This is a genomic window from Ruegeria marisflavi (genome assembly GCF_025673445.1).
Taxonomy (GTDB): domain Bacteria; phylum Pseudomonadota; class Alphaproteobacteria; order Rhodobacterales; family Rhodobacteraceae; genus Ruegeria_B; species Ruegeria_B marisflavi.
In genome coordinates, this window is the sequence record NZ_JAOVQN010000015.1 from 15473 (window position 1) to 32831 (window position 17359).

Genomic DNA, 17359 nt, shown 5'->3' on the forward strand with positions numbered 1-17359 from the left:
GCGCGCCCTCCCGGATAGAGCGGACCACGGGGTGCGGAACCGGCCCGTAAGCCGACTCCGCAGAAAGCTTACTTGTATTTGCCTGTGAAGGTCGGCTCGGTCGAGATGGGCTCGATGATGACGATTTCTTCTTTCGGCGAGTTGTCACACGCAGCCACGGCACCGACAAAGGCGACCATTGCCACGAACTTGATGCATTTCGACATCTGTTTCTCCTACTGACATTACTGAAACCTACAGGAGTCGTTGCTCCTGACTGCCTCACCCTTTTGGGGTTGGTTGCGCCTTGGCAACCGTGCCAGAGGATAGTTGAATTCGGGCCGGAAATACATCCGGAATAGGGTAAGTTCATGGCCTGTGACTCCAAAGTCGCAAAACTCCGCTGGTGTGAAGATTGACCCGCAACATGTTGTGGCATCGTCAAAACTCCTCCCAGATACAGCGAGAGTCCTGGAGGCGATAGGCCTCAAAATACTGTGTGGCGCCGGGTTGCGATGTGCCGAACTCGATCGGGCGGTCCGACATCGAGATCACCACCCGCGCCGGTGTGATGCCCCGGGTTTCGACATAGGGAACGGCCAGGATCTGGCACAGATGGGCCATGTCGATGGCGGCCACGTCATAGCCGATCTGCCCTGCAAGATCGCCGATCCTGGGGGCCAGGAAGCGGAACCGCACCCAGAGCTCGCCCGGGTTGTTGTCGAGCAGGACATCGACCAGTTCGACCGGCTGGCCCGAGGGCACCGGCAAGAGCGCCTGGGCACGGACCGGCAGGGCAAGAATGGCGAGAGATGCCAGGACATAGATGCAACCCCGACCCCACGCAAAGCGGGCTCCTCCGGCCGGGGTTGCTTGCGCGACGCGCGTGGCGTGCGCTGTTCCATGTCGGCTGGCGCGGATCATGGGGCTGATTCGTCCTTTGTGTCAAATTGAGCCGGAGAGATGATCTCGATCAGTTCCATATCGTCGGAATGCCGGACCTCGCGGTGCTTGATGCCCGGCGGTTGCAAGACGCAGGACCCGGCCCGCAGGATATGCTCGCCCTGGCCTTCGTATTCGAAGACAACCCAGCCCTTGGTGACATAAACCATCTGGAAGTCGAGCTCGTGGCTGTGCCAGGCGCCGGGGCTTTCCATGCCCGGCACCGCGCGGATCACATGGGCGCCGAACTTGCCCTTGGTGGCGTCGTTGATGCCCAGGTCGCGGTATTCGAAGAAGGCGCGCAGCCCCTGCCCGACGAAGGCGGAATTGTCGGCATGGGAGACGGTGAAGGCCTGATTTTTCCAAAGTTGAGTCATGGGTGCACCAGATGATGATGGTCATACACCGCCGGGGTTTGCGGGTTGCCTTCGAGATCGGTTGCGTGCTGGGCGTAGACCGGGAAACCGGCCTGCACCAGCGTCCCCTTTTGCGCGCATTCGGTGAAGATGTACTTGGCGTTGTCGGGCGTCCGGTCGAACCAGTCGGGATTGTCGAGCGTGCCGGTCATTACGCCCAGGAAATCGGGGAACCGCTCCAGCTCCAGAAACACGGTGGTGGAACAGGTCGGGCAGGAGTTCAGGTGGATCGCCTTGCCGCTGCCTTCGGAGACATGGGTATAGATGGCGGGCGTCCCCTGCACGAGGCGAAGTGCGCTGCGGGTGAAGCCGGCCAGCGCGTTCATCGGTGTCCCCGTCATCTTCTGGCAGAAACGGCAGGTACACCACGTCAGGCGCAGCGGCGGCGTGCTCACTTCGTAGCGAAGCGCGCCGCACAGGCATCCACCGGCGTGGGTCTTGTCCATGTTCAACCTCCTCCCAGAGCGAAAGCACGTCAGGCGTCTTCGGCAAGTCATTCAGGCGCGGGTTCCGTAGGGTGGGCAGTTTGCCCACCTTTCGGGTTGGGGTGGGCAAACTGCCCACCCTCCAGGATCACAGCGGGATGTTGTCGTGCTTCTTCCACGGATTCTCGAGCTTCTTATTGCGCAGCGAGGCAAAGGCGCGGCTGACGCGTTTGCGGGTGCTGCGCGGCTGGATCACCTCGTCGATGAAGCCCTTTTCGGCGGCCACGAAGGGGTTGGCGAAGCGGTTTTCATAGTCCTTGGTATGGGCCGCGATCTTTTCGGCATCGCCCAGGTCGGCGCGGTGGATGATCTCGGTCGCGCCTTTGGCACCCATCACCGCGATCTCGGCGGTGGGCCAGGCATAGTTGAAATCGCCGCGCAGATGCTTGGACGCCATCACGTCGTAAGCACCGCCATAGGCCTTGCGGGTGATCACGGTGACCTTTGGCACGGTGGCCTCTCCATAGGCAAACAGCAGCTTGGCGCCGTGCTTGATGACGCCACCGTATTCCTGGCTGGTGCCTGGCAGGAAGCCCGGAACGTCGACCAGGGTCAGGATAGGGATTTCGAAACAGTCGCAGAAGCGCACGAAGCGCGCGGCTTTGCGGCTGCTGTCGATGTCGAGACAGCCGGCCAGAACCATCGGCTGGTTGGCCACGACACCCACGGTCTGGCCTTCGAGCCGGATGAAACCGGTGATGATGTTCTTGGCGTAATCAGCCTGGATCTCGTAGAAATCGCTCTCGTCCGCGATCTTGAGGATCAGTTCCTTCATGTCATAGGGCGAGTTGGCATTTTCCGGCACCAGCGTGTCGAGGCTGGCCTCGATCCGGCCCGGTTCGTCGAAGAAGGGGCGGACGGGCGGTTTTTCGCGGTTGTTGAGCGGCAGGAGGTCGACCAGGCGGCGGACCTCGGCCAGCGCCTCGACATCGTTTTCAAAGGCGCCGTCAGCCACGCTGGATTTGCGGGTGTGTGTCGATGCGCCGCCCAGTTCTTCGGCGGTGACCACCTCGTTGGTGACTGTTTTCACCACGTCGGGGCCGGTCACGAACATGTAAGACGTGTCCTTGACCATGAAGATGAAGTCGGTCATCGCCGGGCTGTAGACCGCGCCGCCGGCGCAGGGGCCCATGATCACGCTGATCTGCGGCACCACACCGCTCGCCATGATGTTGCGCTGGAACACCTCGGCATAGCCCGCGAGGCTGGCGACGCCCTCCTGGATTCGCGCCCCGCCCGAGTCGTTCAGCCCGATCACCGGCGCGCCGTTCTGCACCGCCATATCCATGATCTTGCAGATCTTCTGCGCATGGGTTTCGCTGAGCGAGCCGCCGAAGACGGTGAAATCCTGGGAGAAGACATAGACCATGCGGCCGTTGATCGTGCCCCAGCCGGTGACCACACCATCGCCCGCAGGCTTTTGTTTTTCCATCCCGAAATCGGTGCAGCGGTGGCTGACGAACATGTCGAATTCTTCGAAACTGTCCTCGTCCAGCAAGAGTTCGATCCGTTCGCGCGCCGTCAGTTTGCCACGGGCGTGCTGGGCTTCGATCCGCTTTTGCCCGCCCCCCAGCCGCGCGGCGTCGCGGCGGGTTTCCAGCTCGGAAAGGATGTCTTTCATGGCGATTGTCCCTTGTGAAATTTGTACGGACAATAGAGTGTCCGGGCGTCTGTCCAAAGCGTTATTCGGCAAATTTGCAAACTATTGGCAAGACATGTTTTGCTAAATGCAAAATTGTTAATTAACACCTTAACTCTATCGGCCGACATGGACTCCCCTACGAGGCAGCCATAGATGTAAACCATGCAGTTCACTTCGGCCCCTTCTCAACGGACTCCGCCCAAGCTGGTGACGCTGATCCTGCTGTCGGGCCTGTCGGCGCTGGGGATGAATATCTTTCTGCCCAGCCTACCGAACATGACCGAGTATTTCGAAACCGACTATCGGCTGATGCAACTCTCTGTCGCGCTTTACCTGGCGGTGAACGCGGCGATGCAGATCGTGATCGGCCCGATGGCGGACAAGGCCGGGCGGCGGCCGGTGATCCTGTGGGGGCTGGGCCTGTTCATGGCGGCGACGCTGGGCTGCATCGTGGCGCCGACGGCCGAGATCTTTCTGTTCTTTCGCATGTGTCAGGCGGTGATCGCGGTCGGAATCGTGCTGAGCCGCGCCGCCGTACGCGACATGTACGAACAGGATCAGGCGGCGTCGATGCTTGGCTGGGTGACCATGGGCATGGCGGTGGTGCCGATGATCGGCCCGGCCGTGGGCGGCCAGCTGGACCAGATCTTTGGCTGGCAGGCGAATTTCTGGCTGCTGTTTGCTCTGGGTGGCCTGGCGCTGGCGCTAACCTACTTCGATTTCGGGGAAACCGCGCTGAAAAGCGGCAAGACGCTGGGACAGCAGTTTCGGGAGTATCCCGCGCTGCTGACCTCGCCCCGGTTCTGGGGCTATTCGCTGGCCTGCGGGTTTTCCTCGGGAGCATTTTTTGCCTATCTGGGCGGCGCGCCCTTTGTCAGCACCGAGGTGTTCGGGATGGAGCCGGGGCGCATGGGCCTGTTTTTCGGCGCGCCCGCGATCGGGTATTTTGCCGGAAACTTCCTGAGTGGTGCGTTTTCTACCCGGGTGGGGGTCAACCGGATGATCCTTGGGGGCAGCTTGATGAACGCGCTGGGGATCTTCCTGTCGCTGGTGATCATGCTCGCGGGGGGCGGCAACGAATACACGTTCTTTGGCTTTATGACACTGGTGGGCGTCGGCAACGGCATGTCGATTCCCAATGCCACCGCCGGGGCCCTGTCAGTGCGCCCGCATCTGGCGGGCAGCGCCTCGGGGTTGAACGGGTCGATCATGCTGGGCCTGGGCGCGGCGCTGAGCGCGCTGGCGGGCACATTGCTGACGCCGGAAACCGGGGCGATGCCGCTTTTGTGGCTGATGTTTGCAACCGCCCTGCTAGGGATCGGCGCCATTGTCGCGGTGATCTGGCGGGCGCGTCGGCTGGGCCTGTGAGGTCCGCACAGCAAGGGTCCGCTCGATCCACTGCGCAACGAGGCGGACCCGTTCCAGTTCCCGCAATTCGCGACGCAGCATCAGCCAAAGTTCACGCTTGGGCAGCGCGCCATGCCTGTACGGCAGTTCGACCAGACGCGGCTCGGCAGCGCCGACGATGCGGGGCAGCAGCGTCTTGCCGTGGCCGGCGCACACAAGCCGGTAGAGTGTCTCGGCATCGTTGACCGAGATATCAGTCGCTCCCTCGGCCGCGGCTGACCGCGCGATAGCTGCCGCTTGAGGCAGGTAGGACATGCGCGTCTCATAACCGATCCAGGGCATTTCCCCTGCAGCGCCGTGCACAGCATAGGCAGCATAGTCAAGATCGCCCAGCTTGCGCGCCAGCACACTTTGCCCGCCCTCTGTTGGGCGCGCCAGACGCAGGGCGATATCGGCCTCGCCGCGCAAGAGGCTGAGGTCGCGTGCCTCGGCAATCAGCTCCAGCCGCAGTCCCGGCGCCGTCGCGCGCAGGTCGTCGAGTGCAGGCACAAGGATTTGGTTGATCACCATGGGCACCGCCGTCAGGCGCACCGTTCCAAGGGCACCGCCGGTGTCAGCCCCGGCCAGAGCATCCACCGCCTGCATCTCGTCCCGCATGACCTCGGCATGGCGGTGCAGTCGGCGCCCGAAATCGGTGAGGTTCAGCCCCTGCCCGCGCACCTCGACCACCTGGCGTCCCAACGCCGCTTCGAGCGCCCGCAGGCGCCGCGACACCGTAGTCTTGTCCACACCAAGGGAACGAGCTGCCGCCTTGAGGCTGCCCGCCTGCGCAACCGCCAGCAGAAACCGCATGTCATCCCAGTTCATCGCGGCAATCTTGCATCTCCTGGCTGCGTTTTTCCACCCTGAACAGCAGATTTGCAGCATGCCATCCTGTCCGCCTTAGCACCGAAAGGACAGATCATGCTCTACCGTGTCACGTTTCAGGATAATCCCGGCAAGGAACATCTGCGCCAAAGGCATATGACCGAACACCTTGTGTTTCTGGCGCGGCATGGCGCGGCCATTCTTGGCGCCGGACCGTTGCTCGACGGAACCCAGGGGCGTGGCGGCATGTGGCTGGTCGAGGCCGCGACCCGCGCCGATGTCCAGACCCTTGTCGAGAAAGACCCGTTCTGGCCCACGGGCCTGCGCCAGAGCGTCAGCATCCTGGAATGGCGCCAGGTCTTTCGCGACGGACAGCCGGTCTGAGCTTGCGGCGCGCGCTTTGCAAACGTAACCTCTCGACAAGGTTAATTTGCAAAGAGTCGGCACCCGATGGCCACCCAGAAACTCTATGCTGGCGCCAAGCTGCGCGAGATCCGCAACCGCCTGTCGCTGACGCAAAAGGATTTCGCCGCCAAGCTGGGCGTGTCGCTGCCCTATCTGAACCAGATGGAGAACAATAACCGCCCGGTCTCGACCTCGGTGGTGCTGGCGCTGGCGCAGGAATTTGGTCTGGACGTGACCGAACTGAGCACCGGCGACAGCGAACGGCTGGTCAGCGACATGCGTGAGGCGCTGGCCGATCCCATTTTCGCCGATGCGATGCCGCCGCTGGCCGATCTGCGCCTGACCGCGTCGAACGCACCGGCGCTGGCGCGCGCCTTTATCGAGTTGCACCGCACATACCGGCAGACACACGAGCGGCTGGCTTCGCTGGACGAGGCGCTGGGGCGCGAGGATGCCCGCATCCAGGCCAGCCCCTGGGAAGAGGTGCGCGATTTCTTCCACTATTGCGACAACTATATCGACGCGGTCGATCACGCGGCAGAGCGGTTCGCGGCCCGGGCCCAGGCCGAGGGTGTGCGCGGCGCGGCGCTGGCCGCGCTGACCGAACGCGGCGTGACGGTCGAAATCGCCGATATCGAAGCCTTGCGCCAGTACGACGCCGCCGAGCGTAAACTGCATCTGTCCTCTCGGTCGGCGCCTCAGACTCAGGTGTTCCAATTGCTGTTGCAGGTGGCGCTGCTGAGCCAGAATTCCCTGCTGGAGGCCACGCTCGATTTTGCCCGGTTCCACAGCGAAGAGGCCCGCGCCATCGCCAAGATCGGGCTTGCCAACTATTTCGCAGGGGCGGCGCTGATGCCCTATGGCGCGTTCCTGGATGCAGCGCAAAAGACGCGCCACGATCTGGAACTGCTGAGCACGCGTTTTGGCGCCTCGATCGAGCAGGTGGCGCATCGCCTGTCGACGATGCAGCGACCGGGCGCCAAGGGCATCCCGTTTTTCTTCGTCCGGGTCGATCAGGCTGGCACCATCACCAAGCGCCACTCGGCCACGCGGCTGCAATTCGCCCGCTTCGGCGGCGCCTGCCCGCTCTGGAACGTGCACCGCGCGTTCGAGACCCCCGGCCATTTCCTGCGGCAACTGGCGGAAACGCCCGATGGCGTGCGCTATATTTCTCTGGCCCGTGACGTGTCGAAAACAGGCGGGTCGTTCGGGGCTCCGGTGCGGCGTTATGCGATCGGTCTGGGCTGCGAGGTGCGCCATGCCGACCAGCTGGTCTATGCCGACAATCTCGATGTCAGCAATGCCTCTGCCTTCGAGCCGATCGGCATTTCCTGCCGCATCTGCGAGCGCAAGACCTGCCACCAGCGCTCGGTTCCGCCGCTGGAGCGGCGCCTGACGATCAACACCGACCGGCGCGGCACCCTGCCCTACGAGGTCAACTGATCTTCATTTCGCTGAAAATACTCCGGGGGAGTCGCCGACAGGCGACGGGGGCAGCGCCCCCGCCCCTTTGGGTCAGGCCTTGGACAGGATGCCCCAGATCTCATCCTTCAGGGCCGCGCGTTTCTTGCGCAGCTCGACCTCGGCCAGTTCCTCCATCGGCTCCACGTTGGTCTCGGCCCGGTGCACTGCCCGGTTCACATCGTGGTACTCATCCGCCAGCCGGGAAAAATGCGCATCCGTCTGCTTGAGCTGGCTCATCAGGTCGATTTTTTCGGGAAATTCCTCGGCCAGTTCATGCGGGGTATGGGACATCCGTTCGCTCCTTTTTCAATGTCAGCCCAGAGGCTAGACGCCCGCCACAAGGCCGACATTGACAGGGATCAAATCGGGTGCGACAGGCGAGATTTTTCGACGAAAAATCTCTGCCCCAACCTTACCGTTGCGAGGCCTTCCACCGCGGGTTGATCCAGGGGATGTCATTGGCGCGCGGCAGCGGGTCGCGGCCCAGGATATGGTCCGACATCTTCTCGCCCACCATGATCGAAGGCGCGTTGAGGTTGCCATTGGTGATCTGCGGAAAGATCGAGCTGTCGGCCACCCGCAGCCCCTCGACCCCGATCACCCGGCCCTGCCCGTCGACCACGGCGTTCGGGTCATCCGCCCGGCCCATGCGGCAGGTGCCGCAGGGGTGATAGGCGCTTTCGGCATGTTCGGCGATAAAGGCATTGAGTTCCTCGTCGCTCTGCACCGCAGCACCCGGCTGGATCTCTTTTCCGGCATAGGGTTTGAACGCCTCCTGCCCGAAGATCTCGCGCGTGAGCCGGATACAGGTGCGGAAATCGGCCCAGTCCTTTTCATGGCTCATGTAGTTGAAGCGGATCACCGGCGCATCCTCGGGCCGGTCCGAACGCAGCGTGACCGCCCCGCGCGAGGGCGAGCGCATCGGCCCCACATGGGCCTGGAAGCCGTGGCCCTCGGCCGCGGCCTGACCGTCATAGCGCACCGCGATGGGCAGGAAGTGATACTGGATATCCGGATAGGGCACGCCGGGCTGCGAGCGGATGAAGGCCGCACTTTCGAACTGGTTCGAGGCGCCGAGGCCGGTCTTGGTAAAGAGCCATTGCGCGCCGATGGCCGCCTTGCCGAAGAGGTTCCAGTATTTGTAAAGCGTCACCGGCTGGATTGCGGCCTGCTGGATGTATAGCTCCAGATGGTCCTGCAGATTGGCGCCCACGCCGGGGCGGTCGGCCACGACCGCGATGCCATGTTCGGCCAGGTGCGCCGCAGGGCCGATGCCCGACAGCATCAGCAGTTTCGGCGAGTTGATCGAGGAGGCGGCGATGATCACCTCGCGCCGGGCGCGGATCACCTCGGCCTTGCCGCCCCGGATGATCTCGACCCCGGTGGCACGGCCCTCTTCCATCACCACGCGGGCGGCCAGGCCGCGCACCACGTCGCAGTTCTCGCGCTTGAGCGCCGGTTTCAGATAGGCATTGGCCGCAGACCAGCGCCGCCCTTTCCAGACGGTCTGTTCCATCGGGCCGAAACCCTCTTGTTTCTCGCCGTTATAGTCGCCGGTGACCTCGTAACCTGCCTGCCGTCCCGCATCGACAAAGGCCTTGAACAGCGGGTTCGAGCGCGGGCCTCGGGTGACATGCAGCGGCCCGTCGGTGCCGCGCCAGGCGGCATCGCCGCCATGGCCGCCATCGTGCCAGGTCTCCATCCGTTTGAAATAGGGCAGCACGTCGGCATAGGCCCAGCCATCGGCGCCCATCTCGGACCAGGTGTCGAAATCCATCGCATGGCCGCGCACATAGACCATGCCGTTGATCGAGGACGACCCGCCGATCACCTTGCCGCGCGGGCAGACCAGTCGGCGGTTGTTCAGATGCGGTTCGGGCTCGGACAGGTAACCCCAGTCATAGCGCGACATGTTCATCGGATAGCTGAGCGCCGCCGGCATCTGGATGAACGGCCCTGCATCGGTACCGCCATGTTCGATTACCAGCACCGAGGCCCCCGCCCCGCTGAGCCTGTAGGCCATGGCGCAGCCCGCGCTGCCGGCCCCCACGATGACAAAATCCGCTTCCATCCGTCTTACTCTCTGTTTGTGTCTGCGCCGGTGGCACGAAAGGAACCCGGCGCGCGAGGGCCGGGTCCGGTTGTGTCAGTGCACGCTTTCGACCTTGTGGAAATCGAGCGTGTTGTCTTCGGGAGATGTCCTGATCGCCATGACCGCGCCCCTGTGGCGCAGCGCGATATAGGCGATGCAGGCCAGATAGAGGCCGATCACGATCGAGCCGATCCACTGGATCTGGAGCCACTGGCTCTGGAACAGCAGGGTCAGCGTGAACAGGACGGCGACGTTCAGCGCCACATAGGGGGTCTTGCCCAGCCGCGCGACCGTCAGCGACAGGTTGTCGGTGTACAGCCGGATCAGCGAGTCGAGCGAGTTGATCACGAATGTGACGCCGACAATGATCATGGCCAGGTTCAACAACCCGGCGGTGGGAATGGCGGCGGTGTGATAGTAGTACAGCACCGCGAACCAGATCCCGAGCGGGATCGAGGGGAACACCAGAAGCGCGATCAGCAATTGCCAGGTCTTCAGCCCGCCGACAAAGCGCGAGGTGAACTGGCCGATCATGATCGACCAGGCGAACCACCAGAACAGGTAGAAGGCGTGATAGTCGGTCAGCGGCAGGGCAAACTTGTCCAGGTTGGTGAAGTAGTCACCCAGAAGCGCGACATTGGCCCCCAGGGCGCTGGCCCCCATGCCGGAATAGACCCACATGCCCAGGATCAGCGCGATGAACAGAAGGGTCGAGCCCACCGACAGCACGCGGACATATTTCAGGTCGGTCGAGCTGTAAGCCGCCGCCAGGATGGTGACGAAGACGATCAGATAGAAGGTGGTAACTACCGTCTGCCCATCGCCGATCTCGGGGATATAGCCGGGCAGGTAGATCAGGAACAGGCTGGCGGTAAAGGCGCAGGTGCCGATAATCACCACGTTGTTGATCAGCTTGACCAGAGGGATCTCGAAGAACCCGACGCGGGGTTCGATGACGCAGAAATAGAAGGCGGTCAGGAAGTAGAAGGCCCAGATCAGAAAGCCCCAGAAACCGAACTCGATCGCCAGCGGGTTGGCAAAGGCATAGGCCGGATCCTCGGCATAACCGCCGAATTCGGTCAGCGGAAACATGATCAGTCCGACATCGAGGCCGGAGGTGAACAGGATCGCGATAAAGGTGAACAGGGGCACCGGCGTCGGGCCAATGCAGGTCACATTGCGCCATTTGACGGTACAGAAGGCCACCAGACCAAAGGTCAGGATCAAGCCGAAGCTCAGAATTCCGTTCAGTATCATTGCCCCTCCCTGGGAGTTGTTTCCGACCTCCCTCCTCCGGGGTTGGCCGAATGAACATGGCAGATACCACTATTATCTGTTCAGCAAAACAAATTCTTGTATGGTCATTCAATTTTTTGCGTAACCCTTTAATCTTGCCTGCCCTCTCAGTTTGGCCAATATGGCGCCATGGGACGAAAACGCATTCGCGATATCCGTAATGACGAATTGGTCGTGGCCGCGATCCGATCGATCCATGGCAAGGGATTCGCCGGCGTGACCATGGCCGAGATCGCGCGCGAGGCCGGGGCGTCGGCGGCGTCGATCAATTACTATTTCGGGTCCAAGGACCGGCTGATGGAAGAGACCATGCGCCGCCTGCTGTCGGTGCTGAAGGTCGCGACCCTGGCACGGTTGGCCGAGGCCGGGACGCCGCGCGACAGGTTGATCGCGATGATCGAGGCGAATTTCGACGATACGCTGTTCACGCCCGCGCAATGTTCCGTCTGGATCCAGTTCTGGGCCAATGCGCCCTATGCGCCCGCGCTGTCCCGACTGCACCGGATCAACCGGGCGCGGGTGGCAAGCAACATTCGCGGGGAACTGCGGCAACTGGTGCCGGAGCGGGTTCTGGACCGGGTGCAGACGACGATACAGGCCTATATGGACGGGGTCTGGATCGAAGCGGCGCAGGGGGAAACGGTGCCGGATGCAGCCGCAGCGCGGGCCGATGCCCGGGCGCTTGCGGAACTGTTGCTGGACCAGAGCCGTCAGTCTTTGGGGTCCTGACCCGCACTATGGTTGGGCGTCAGACCGGCCGCGCGTCGAAGATATAGCGATTGAGCGAGAACATGTAGTCTCCGGCCTCTGCCACGGCTTTCTGATCCTCCTGCCAGCATCGCCAGTCCTCGTCCGAGAAATCGGCTGCCGCCGCCGTGATCGATTCCATGAAACTCGCCGTGAGCTGGGCATAATTGTCCGGTCCGGGCGTCCAGTTCAGCACAGTCAGGGTTTCGCGCACCGTGACGGCGAACCCGGCCGCGCGCAGTCGCCTCGACAGCGTTCGGGGGAGGTAGGCGTCTGCATAGGGCCGGATATAGATACGCATCGCCTTTGCCATCAGGTCAGGATCCCGGGCGTTCCAGACAAGCGAGCCCCAGTCGGTATCCAGAATGACAAGGCGCCCATCCGGGCGCAGCACCCGGCGCATTTCTCGTAACGCGGCGTCGGGATCGGGCAAGAAACAGAGAAGTTGCGCCGCGGTGACCGCATCAAAGCTGCAGTCATCGAACGGCAATTCACAGGCATCGCCGCGAACGAATTTGCCACCGGGGCACAGCGCGCGGGCCATCGCGATCATCGGCTCGGCCGCATCGAGACCGGTCACCGATCCCGAGCGCCCAACGATGCCGAGCATGTCCCGTGCCATGATCCCATTGCCCGAGCCGATGTCGAGCACCGCCTCTCCGGGCTTGAGTGCCAGGTGGTCCAGTATGACCCGGCGCTGTGCCTGCATGTCCGGCGTGGCCGCGAGAGCCTCTTGTTTGCGGCTCATTTCCGCGTCGTAGAAGCCCTGGGGCATGGCAATCTCCCGCAAATGGCTGGTCAGGGATGACCCCGCGAACACTATCACATCTGCCGAATTCCGAACAGGTTTGCCCGTGCTTGGGCTGACGGATCGGAGACGGAGACGGAAACGGAAGGGAAGACCAACTGTTGCGTCAGGGACAATCACGACCCTTTGCGGACGATTGCTTTTCCTTTCACTGCCGACTCTGGCTATGCTCGGCCAAGCTCCGGGTTGAACGGAGAGATCATGGAAGGGGCCGTGTCATGCGCCGCGACAAACTGATTGAACGTTTCCGGGTCCTGCATGTTCCCGGCAATCCAGTGGTGATGCCGAACCCGTGGGATATAGGGTCGGCCAAGGTGATGGCCGGTTTGGGGGCGCAGGCGCTGGCGACGACCTCGTCCGGGCATGGGTTTACCCTGGGTCTGGCGGATGGCGGGCAAATCGCGCGCGAGGTCGCTTTGCTGCACGCGGCCGAGATCTGCGCCGCTGTCGATGTGCCCGTGAATGGCGATTTCGAGAACGGGTTCGGCGACAGCCCCGACACCGTGGCCGAGACGGTGCGGCTGGCGGCGGAGGCGGGCCTGGCGGGGGTGTCGATCGAGGATAGCGCGGTTCCAACCAAGGGTTCCTATCCGTTCGACCTGGCCCTGGCCCGGATCGAGGCGGCTGTTGCGGCGGCTCGCCAGGCGGGGATCGTGCTGACCGCCCGCGCCGATGGCTGGCTGATGCGAAACTATGATCAGGCCGAGGCCTTGCGCCGGTGCCTGGCATTTGCCCAGGCGGGTGCGGACGTGATCTATGCCCCGCTTGTCGATGCGGACACCACCCGCGCACTGGTCGACACCGGGACGCCGGTCAACCTGCTGGCGGCGGGGGAAATGCGGGATCTGACGGCCGCGCAGATCGGCGCGCTGGGGGTTGCCCGAATTTCCATCGGTGGCGGGTTAGCCCGGGTGACGCAACAGGTCATACTGGACGGTACCCGCGCAATGCTGGAGCGCGGCGATTTCACCCCGCTGAAAGGCGCGGCCAATGTGGCCGAGGTCGAGGCTTTGCTGAACGGGTGAGGTCCGGCGCCAAGCCCGCATTCAGCGGATCCGATAGACCTTTGACACGATGCGCCAGCTCCCTTCGTGGTGCAGCAGCGCGAGATAGTCGTCAAATCGCATCCCGGCCCAGTCGTTTTCGACATGGACCATCGCGATGTCCCCCTGCACCGAAACAGAACTGATCGCCCAGAACGGATCAGTTTCCGCATCGGCCGCGTCCTCGCACATGGCGATGAACGCGTCGCGGGAGTTCCAGAGCAGCTCCCCTTCGTAATGGCCCACCTCGCTGGCCCGGTCGAAGAAGATCCGCTCCAGCGTGGGCCGGTCGCCCCGGGTCATCGCCATCACGTAGGTTTCGACAAGAGCGGTCAACGCCGCGATGTGTTCTGATGTGGTCATGATCCCCACCCTATTGGCGGCAGAAGTCTAGCCGATCAGGACCGGAAATGCATGCCCGAAGAGCACTGCCTTGCCCAACGAAGGTCACTTGGCAGGGCATGCAAAGATCGGAGCCACAGCCACTTTGGCCGTGGCCCGATATTGTTGAGGGTTAAGGCTACTCTCCTCTGGGAAAGCGCTGGTTTTCCTCCAAGTTATCCAGGTTCATGTGGTTGCGCATGTAGCGTTCCGAGGCCTTTTGCAGCGGCTGGTAATCCCAGGGGTAGTAGCCGCCTTGACGCAGCGCCTCATAAACGACCCAGCGGCGGGCCTGGCTGGCGCGCACCTCGGCATCGAACCGGTCGAGATCCCAACGGGCTTGCGACTTGGCGCGCAGGCTCTGTACCGTGCCCTGATGGTTGGGGTGATCGGCAAGGTTGGTCATCTCATGCGGGTCAGCATCCAGATCGAAGAGCTGGTCGGGGTCGAGCGCGCAGCGGTTGTACTTCCACTTGCCGTACCGCATCGAAACCAGCGGCGCGTAAGAGGCCTCGGCGGCGTATTCCATCAGTACCGGCGCGGTGCGCTCGGTTCCGTTGGCCAGCGGTACCAGGCTGGTGCCATCGGTCCAGGGCGCGATTTCGGCCATGTCGACACCGGCCAGTTCGCCCAGCGTCGGGGTCACGTCGATGGTCGAAACCGGCGTGTCGATGCGGCCCGGGGCCATGCCCGGCGCGGCCACCATCAATGGCACCCTGGCGGAGCCTTCGTAGAAGTTCATCTTGAACCACAGCCCACGCTCGCCCAGCATGTCGCCGTGATCCGAGACAAAGAGGATGATCGCCTCTTGCCGGGTGGATTCCAGCACCTCGAGGATCTCTCCCAGCTTGTCGTCGAGATAGGAGATATTGGCAAAATAGGCCCGGCGCGACTTGCGGATGTCGTCCTCGGTGATGTCGAAATTGCGCCAGTCATTGGCGTCGAAAATGCGTTTGGCGTGCGGGTCGTGATTGTCGTAGCCCAGATCGCCCACCTCTGGCAGCAGGTGCTCGCACTCCTCGTAGAGGTCCCAATATCTGCGCCGCGCCACATAGGGGTCATGCGGATGGGTGAACGAGACGGTGACGCACCAGGGGCGGCCATCCTTGCCGCGCGCCAGATCGTAAAGTTTGGCCTTGGCGTGATAGGCGACCTCGTCATCGTACTCCATCTGGTTGGTGATCTCGGCCACGCCCGCGCCGGTGACCGAGCCCATGTTGTGATACCACCAGTCGATGCGCTCGCCCGGTTTGCGGTAATCCGGGGTCCAGCCGAAATCGGCCGGGTAAATATCGGTGGTCAGCCGCTCCTCGAACCCGTGCAGCTGGTCTGGGCCGACAAAATGCATCTTGCCCGACAGGCAGGTGTAATAGCCCGCGCGGCGCAGGTGATGGGCATAGGTCGGAATATCGCTGCGGAACTCGGCGGCGTTGTCATAGACCCCGGTGCGCGAGGGCAACTGCCCCGACATGAAGCTGGCCCGCCCCGGCGCGCAAAGCGGGCTGGCGGTATAGGCATTGGCAAACCGGGTCGAGCGTGCCGCCAGCCGTTTGAGGTTGGGTGCGTGCAGCCAGTCGGCGGGACCGTCGGGAAAGAGCGTGCCGTTCAGCTGATCCACCATCAGGATCAGGATATTGGGTTGGGTCATTTACCGGCCTCTAACAGGGTGTCGAGCACGCGCAAGGCGTGGTCACAAGCGATCTCGGGCGCGTCGGGCGCATCCAGAGCAGCATGAATATAGAGCCCGTCGATCAAGGCGCGCATGTCGCGGGCGACCTCCAGCGGGTTGCAAACGACCGGCCGCAAGGCATGGACAAGGTTCGAATAGAGCCGCGCCTGATAGATCCGCCACAGCCGCAGAGCGTCCGTGTTGGTCTGGGCCAGCACATAAAAGGTCATCCAGGCGGCAATCACATCCGGGGTAAAGCAGGAATGCGCGAAACAGGCGCGCACAATGGCATGCGGCCGCCGTTCGGTCGGGCTGTTTTGCAGTTCGCTGCGGGCCTCATCGCCAAACTCTGTCAGGATATGGCGCATGGCGGCCAGAAAGATCTGGTCCTTGCCGCCGAAATAGTGATGCGCCAGCGCGCTGGATATCCCCGCCCGCTTGGCGATCTGACTGACTGTCACGTCGAGGCTTTTCTGGACGCCTAGCTCGGCGATCGTCGCCTTGACGATGGCGTCGCGCCGGATCGGCTCCATTCCAGTTTTCGGCATGCACCCTCCCTTGCCCCGCGACCGACGTCTGGGGAAAGGCTAGGTTTTTTATATTGATCCGTCAATCAATGACGTGCCATCGGTCGCGCCGCCCGATCAACATGCGGGCGGCGCGGCCTTGTCCGGGTGCCGCCGTCATTCGGCAGCGCGCAATTCGGCTCCTTGCGGCACGACCTCGTAACCGGGTTCCTCCGGTTCGTCATCGACCATCTCGGCCGGGAAGCCGGGGGCCAGGATCGACAGGCCGGTCGCCTCTTCGAGGCGGCGGATGATATCGTCGGACTGCGCCCGCTCGCCATAGCGGCGGATGCCGTCGTTGAAGATCTCGATCATCAGCGGTGAGATTTCCAGCGGCACGCCAGCGCGGTCGGCGATGGTCTGGAACAGGCCGATATCCTTTTTCACCAGATCCATGGTGAAGTTGATGTCGCGGCTGCCGTTCAGGATCACCTGGCTTTCGGTTTCATGCACGAAGGAGGTGCCGGAACTGATCTTGATCGCCTCATAGGTGGTGTTCATGTCCATTCCTGCGGCCTTCATCGTCACAAGCGCCTCGCAGCAGGTCAGCAGGTTGGCGGTCGCGAGGTAATTGGTCATCACCTTGAGCACCGAGGCAGAGCCAAGCGGGCCGGTGTGCAGGATGCGGCGGCCCATGATGGTGAGGAAGGGCAGGATGCGTTCAAAGGTGGCGCGGTCGCAGCCCGCAAAGATCGAGATATTGCCGGTATCGGCCCGGTGGCACCCCCCCGAAACCGGGCAGTCGACGGCGGCGCCGCCCCGTTCGATCACCTGCGCACCGAGACGCTTCACCTCGGCCTCGTCGGTGGTCGACATCTCGAGCCAGATCTTGCCGTCCTTCACCTCGGGCAGCATCTCTTGCATCACCGCAGCACTGGCGGCGGGCGACGGCAGGCAGGTGATCACCACGTCGCAATCGCGCATCATCTGCGCCGGACCTTGGGCGGCCTGGGCGCCACGGGACACGAACCCCTCGACGAGATCGGAATTTAGATCATGCACCGTCAGATCGACGCCATTGCGCAGGAGCGAGCCCGAGAGCTTGCCACCCACATTGCCCAGTCCGATGAACCCTACTTTCATATTGTCCTCCCAGCGGGGAAACACCCCGGATGATTTGTTTCGGGCGCAGTATCTGCTGAGAGAGGCACCAACAGAAACGAATAATAACGGGAAAAATACCAAAAATATTTTTGTGATAATTGACCTG

General features: G+C 62.8%; 19 protein-coding genes. 5 read left to right on the top strand and 14 right to left on the bottom strand.

Going from position 1 to position 17359, the window contains the following annotated elements:
- Positions 1-68 precede the first annotated feature (68 nt).
- The 5 genes from OEZ49_RS14625 to OEZ49_RS14645 form a co-directional block, all read right to left on the bottom strand.
- Entirely contained in the window at positions 69-206 is a 138-nt protein-coding gene (locus OEZ49_RS14625) for a hypothetical protein (RefSeq protein WP_263389009.1), read from the bottom strand.
- 214 nt (positions 207-420) lie between these two features.
- Complete coding sequence (locus OEZ49_RS14630; RefSeq protein ID WP_263389010.1) at positions 421-903, bottom strand: DUF6497 family protein; 483 nt, start codon at positions 901-903, stop codon at positions 421-423.
- Positions 900-1298, bottom strand: coding sequence for a cupin domain-containing protein (locus tag OEZ49_RS14635; protein WP_263389011.1), 399 nt, complete (start codon positions 1296-1298; stop codon positions 900-902). The genes OEZ49_RS14630 and OEZ49_RS14635 overlap by 4 nt, the downstream gene beginning before the upstream one ends.
- Complete coding sequence (locus tag OEZ49_RS14640) at positions 1295-1783, bottom strand: GFA family protein (protein ID WP_263389012.1); 489 nt, start codon at positions 1781-1783, stop codon at positions 1295-1297. Before OEZ49_RS14640 ends, OEZ49_RS14635 begins: the two co-directional genes overlap by 4 nt.
- A gap of 127 nt (positions 1784-1910) precedes the next feature.
- Positions 1911-3443: an acyl-CoA carboxylase subunit beta gene (locus tag OEZ49_RS14645; RefSeq protein ID WP_263389013.1), complete on the bottom strand. Its 1533-nt coding sequence runs from the start codon at positions 3441-3443 to the stop codon at positions 1911-1913.
- Positions 3444-3626: 183 nt separating this feature from the next.
- Between OEZ49_RS14645 and OEZ49_RS14650 the strand changes: the two genes are divergently transcribed.
- Positions 3627-4832, top strand: coding sequence for a multidrug effflux MFS transporter (locus OEZ49_RS14650; RefSeq protein ID WP_263389014.1), 1206 nt, complete (start codon positions 3627-3629; stop codon positions 4830-4832).
- Here the strand turns inward: OEZ49_RS14650 and OEZ49_RS14655 are convergent.
- A complete protein-coding gene (locus tag OEZ49_RS14655) occupies positions 4776-5678 on the bottom strand; it encodes a LysR family transcriptional regulator (protein WP_263389015.1) in 903 nt (300 codons plus the stop codon). The two genes, OEZ49_RS14650 and OEZ49_RS14655, sit on opposite strands and share 57 nt — an antisense overlap.
- A gap of 96 nt (positions 5679-5774) precedes the next feature.
- Here OEZ49_RS14655 and OEZ49_RS14660 point away from each other — a divergent pair, with 96 nt between their 5' ends.
- Positions 5775-6062: a YciI family protein gene (locus tag OEZ49_RS14660; RefSeq protein WP_263389016.1), complete on the top strand. Its 288-nt coding sequence runs from the start codon at positions 5775-5777 to the stop codon at positions 6060-6062.
- 66 nt (positions 6063-6128) lie between these two features.
- Positions 6129-7526, top strand: a complete 1398-nt coding sequence (locus OEZ49_RS14665) for a helix-turn-helix domain-containing protein (RefSeq protein WP_263389017.1) — start codon at positions 6129-6131, stop codon at positions 7524-7526.
- 72 nt (positions 7527-7598) lie between these two features.
- Here OEZ49_RS14665 and OEZ49_RS14670 read toward each other — a convergent pair whose 3' ends face one another.
- From OEZ49_RS14670 to OEZ49_RS14680, 3 genes are all read right to left on the bottom strand, one after another.
- Complete coding sequence (locus OEZ49_RS14670) at positions 7599-7838, bottom strand: YdcH family protein (RefSeq protein ID WP_164131923.1); 240 nt, start codon at positions 7836-7838, stop codon at positions 7599-7601.
- A gap of 121 nt (positions 7839-7959) precedes the next feature.
- Positions 7960-9618 carry a choline dehydrogenase gene (betA, locus tag OEZ49_RS14675; RefSeq protein WP_263389018.1) on the bottom strand — a complete coding sequence of 553 codons (1659 nt, stop codon included), beginning with the start codon at positions 9616-9618 and terminating at the stop codon, positions 7960-7962.
- 75 nt (positions 9619-9693) lie between these two features.
- Positions 9694-10890, bottom strand: a complete 1197-nt coding sequence (locus tag OEZ49_RS14680; RefSeq protein WP_263389106.1) for a BCCT family transporter — start codon at positions 10888-10890, stop codon at positions 9694-9696.
- 174 nt (positions 10891-11064) lie between these two features.
- Here OEZ49_RS14680 and betI (OEZ49_RS14685) point away from each other — a divergent pair, with 174 nt between their 5' ends.
- Positions 11065-11664, top strand: coding sequence for a choline-binding transcriptional repressor BetI (gene betI / locus OEZ49_RS14685; RefSeq protein ID WP_263389019.1), 600 nt, complete (start codon positions 11065-11067; stop codon positions 11662-11664).
- Positions 11665-11683: 19 nt separating this feature from the next.
- Here the strand turns inward: betI (OEZ49_RS14685) and OEZ49_RS14690 are convergent, their stop codons facing one another.
- Entirely contained in the window at positions 11684-12457 is a 774-nt protein-coding gene (locus tag OEZ49_RS14690; protein ID WP_263389020.1) for a methyltransferase domain-containing protein, read from the bottom strand.
- A gap of 251 nt (positions 12458-12708) precedes the next feature.
- Between OEZ49_RS14690 and OEZ49_RS14695 the strand changes: the two genes are divergently transcribed.
- Positions 12709-13515 carry an isocitrate lyase/PEP mutase family protein gene (locus OEZ49_RS14695; protein ID WP_263389021.1) on the top strand — a complete coding sequence of 269 codons (807 nt, stop codon included), beginning with the start codon at positions 12709-12711 and terminating at the stop codon, positions 13513-13515.
- A gap of 21 nt (positions 13516-13536) precedes the next feature.
- Here the strand turns inward: OEZ49_RS14695 and OEZ49_RS14700 are convergent, their stop codons facing one another.
- The 4 genes from OEZ49_RS14700 to OEZ49_RS14715 form a co-directional block, all read right to left on the bottom strand.
- Positions 13537-13896 carry a nuclear transport factor 2 family protein gene (locus OEZ49_RS14700; protein ID WP_263389022.1) on the bottom strand — a complete coding sequence of 120 codons (360 nt, stop codon included), beginning with the start codon at positions 13894-13896 and terminating at the stop codon, positions 13537-13539.
- 157 nt (positions 13897-14053) lie between these two features.
- Positions 14054-15562 carry a choline-sulfatase gene (betC, locus tag OEZ49_RS14705; protein ID WP_263389023.1) on the bottom strand — a complete coding sequence of 503 codons (1509 nt, stop codon included), beginning with the start codon at positions 15560-15562 and terminating at the stop codon, positions 14054-14056.
- The gene (gene betI / locus OEZ49_RS14710; RefSeq protein ID WP_263389024.1) at positions 15559-16131 is read right to left on the bottom strand and encodes a choline-binding transcriptional repressor BetI; all 573 of its coding nucleotides are present in this window, start codon (positions 16129-16131) and stop codon (positions 15559-15561) included. Before betI (OEZ49_RS14710) ends, betC begins: the two co-directional genes overlap by 4 nt.
- Before the next feature lie 135 nt (positions 16132-16266).
- Positions 16267-17232 carry an NAD(P)-dependent oxidoreductase gene (locus OEZ49_RS14715; RefSeq protein ID WP_263389025.1) on the bottom strand — a complete coding sequence of 322 codons (966 nt, stop codon included), beginning with the start codon at positions 17230-17232 and terminating at the stop codon, positions 16267-16269.
- Positions 17233-17359 lie beyond the last annotated feature (127 nt).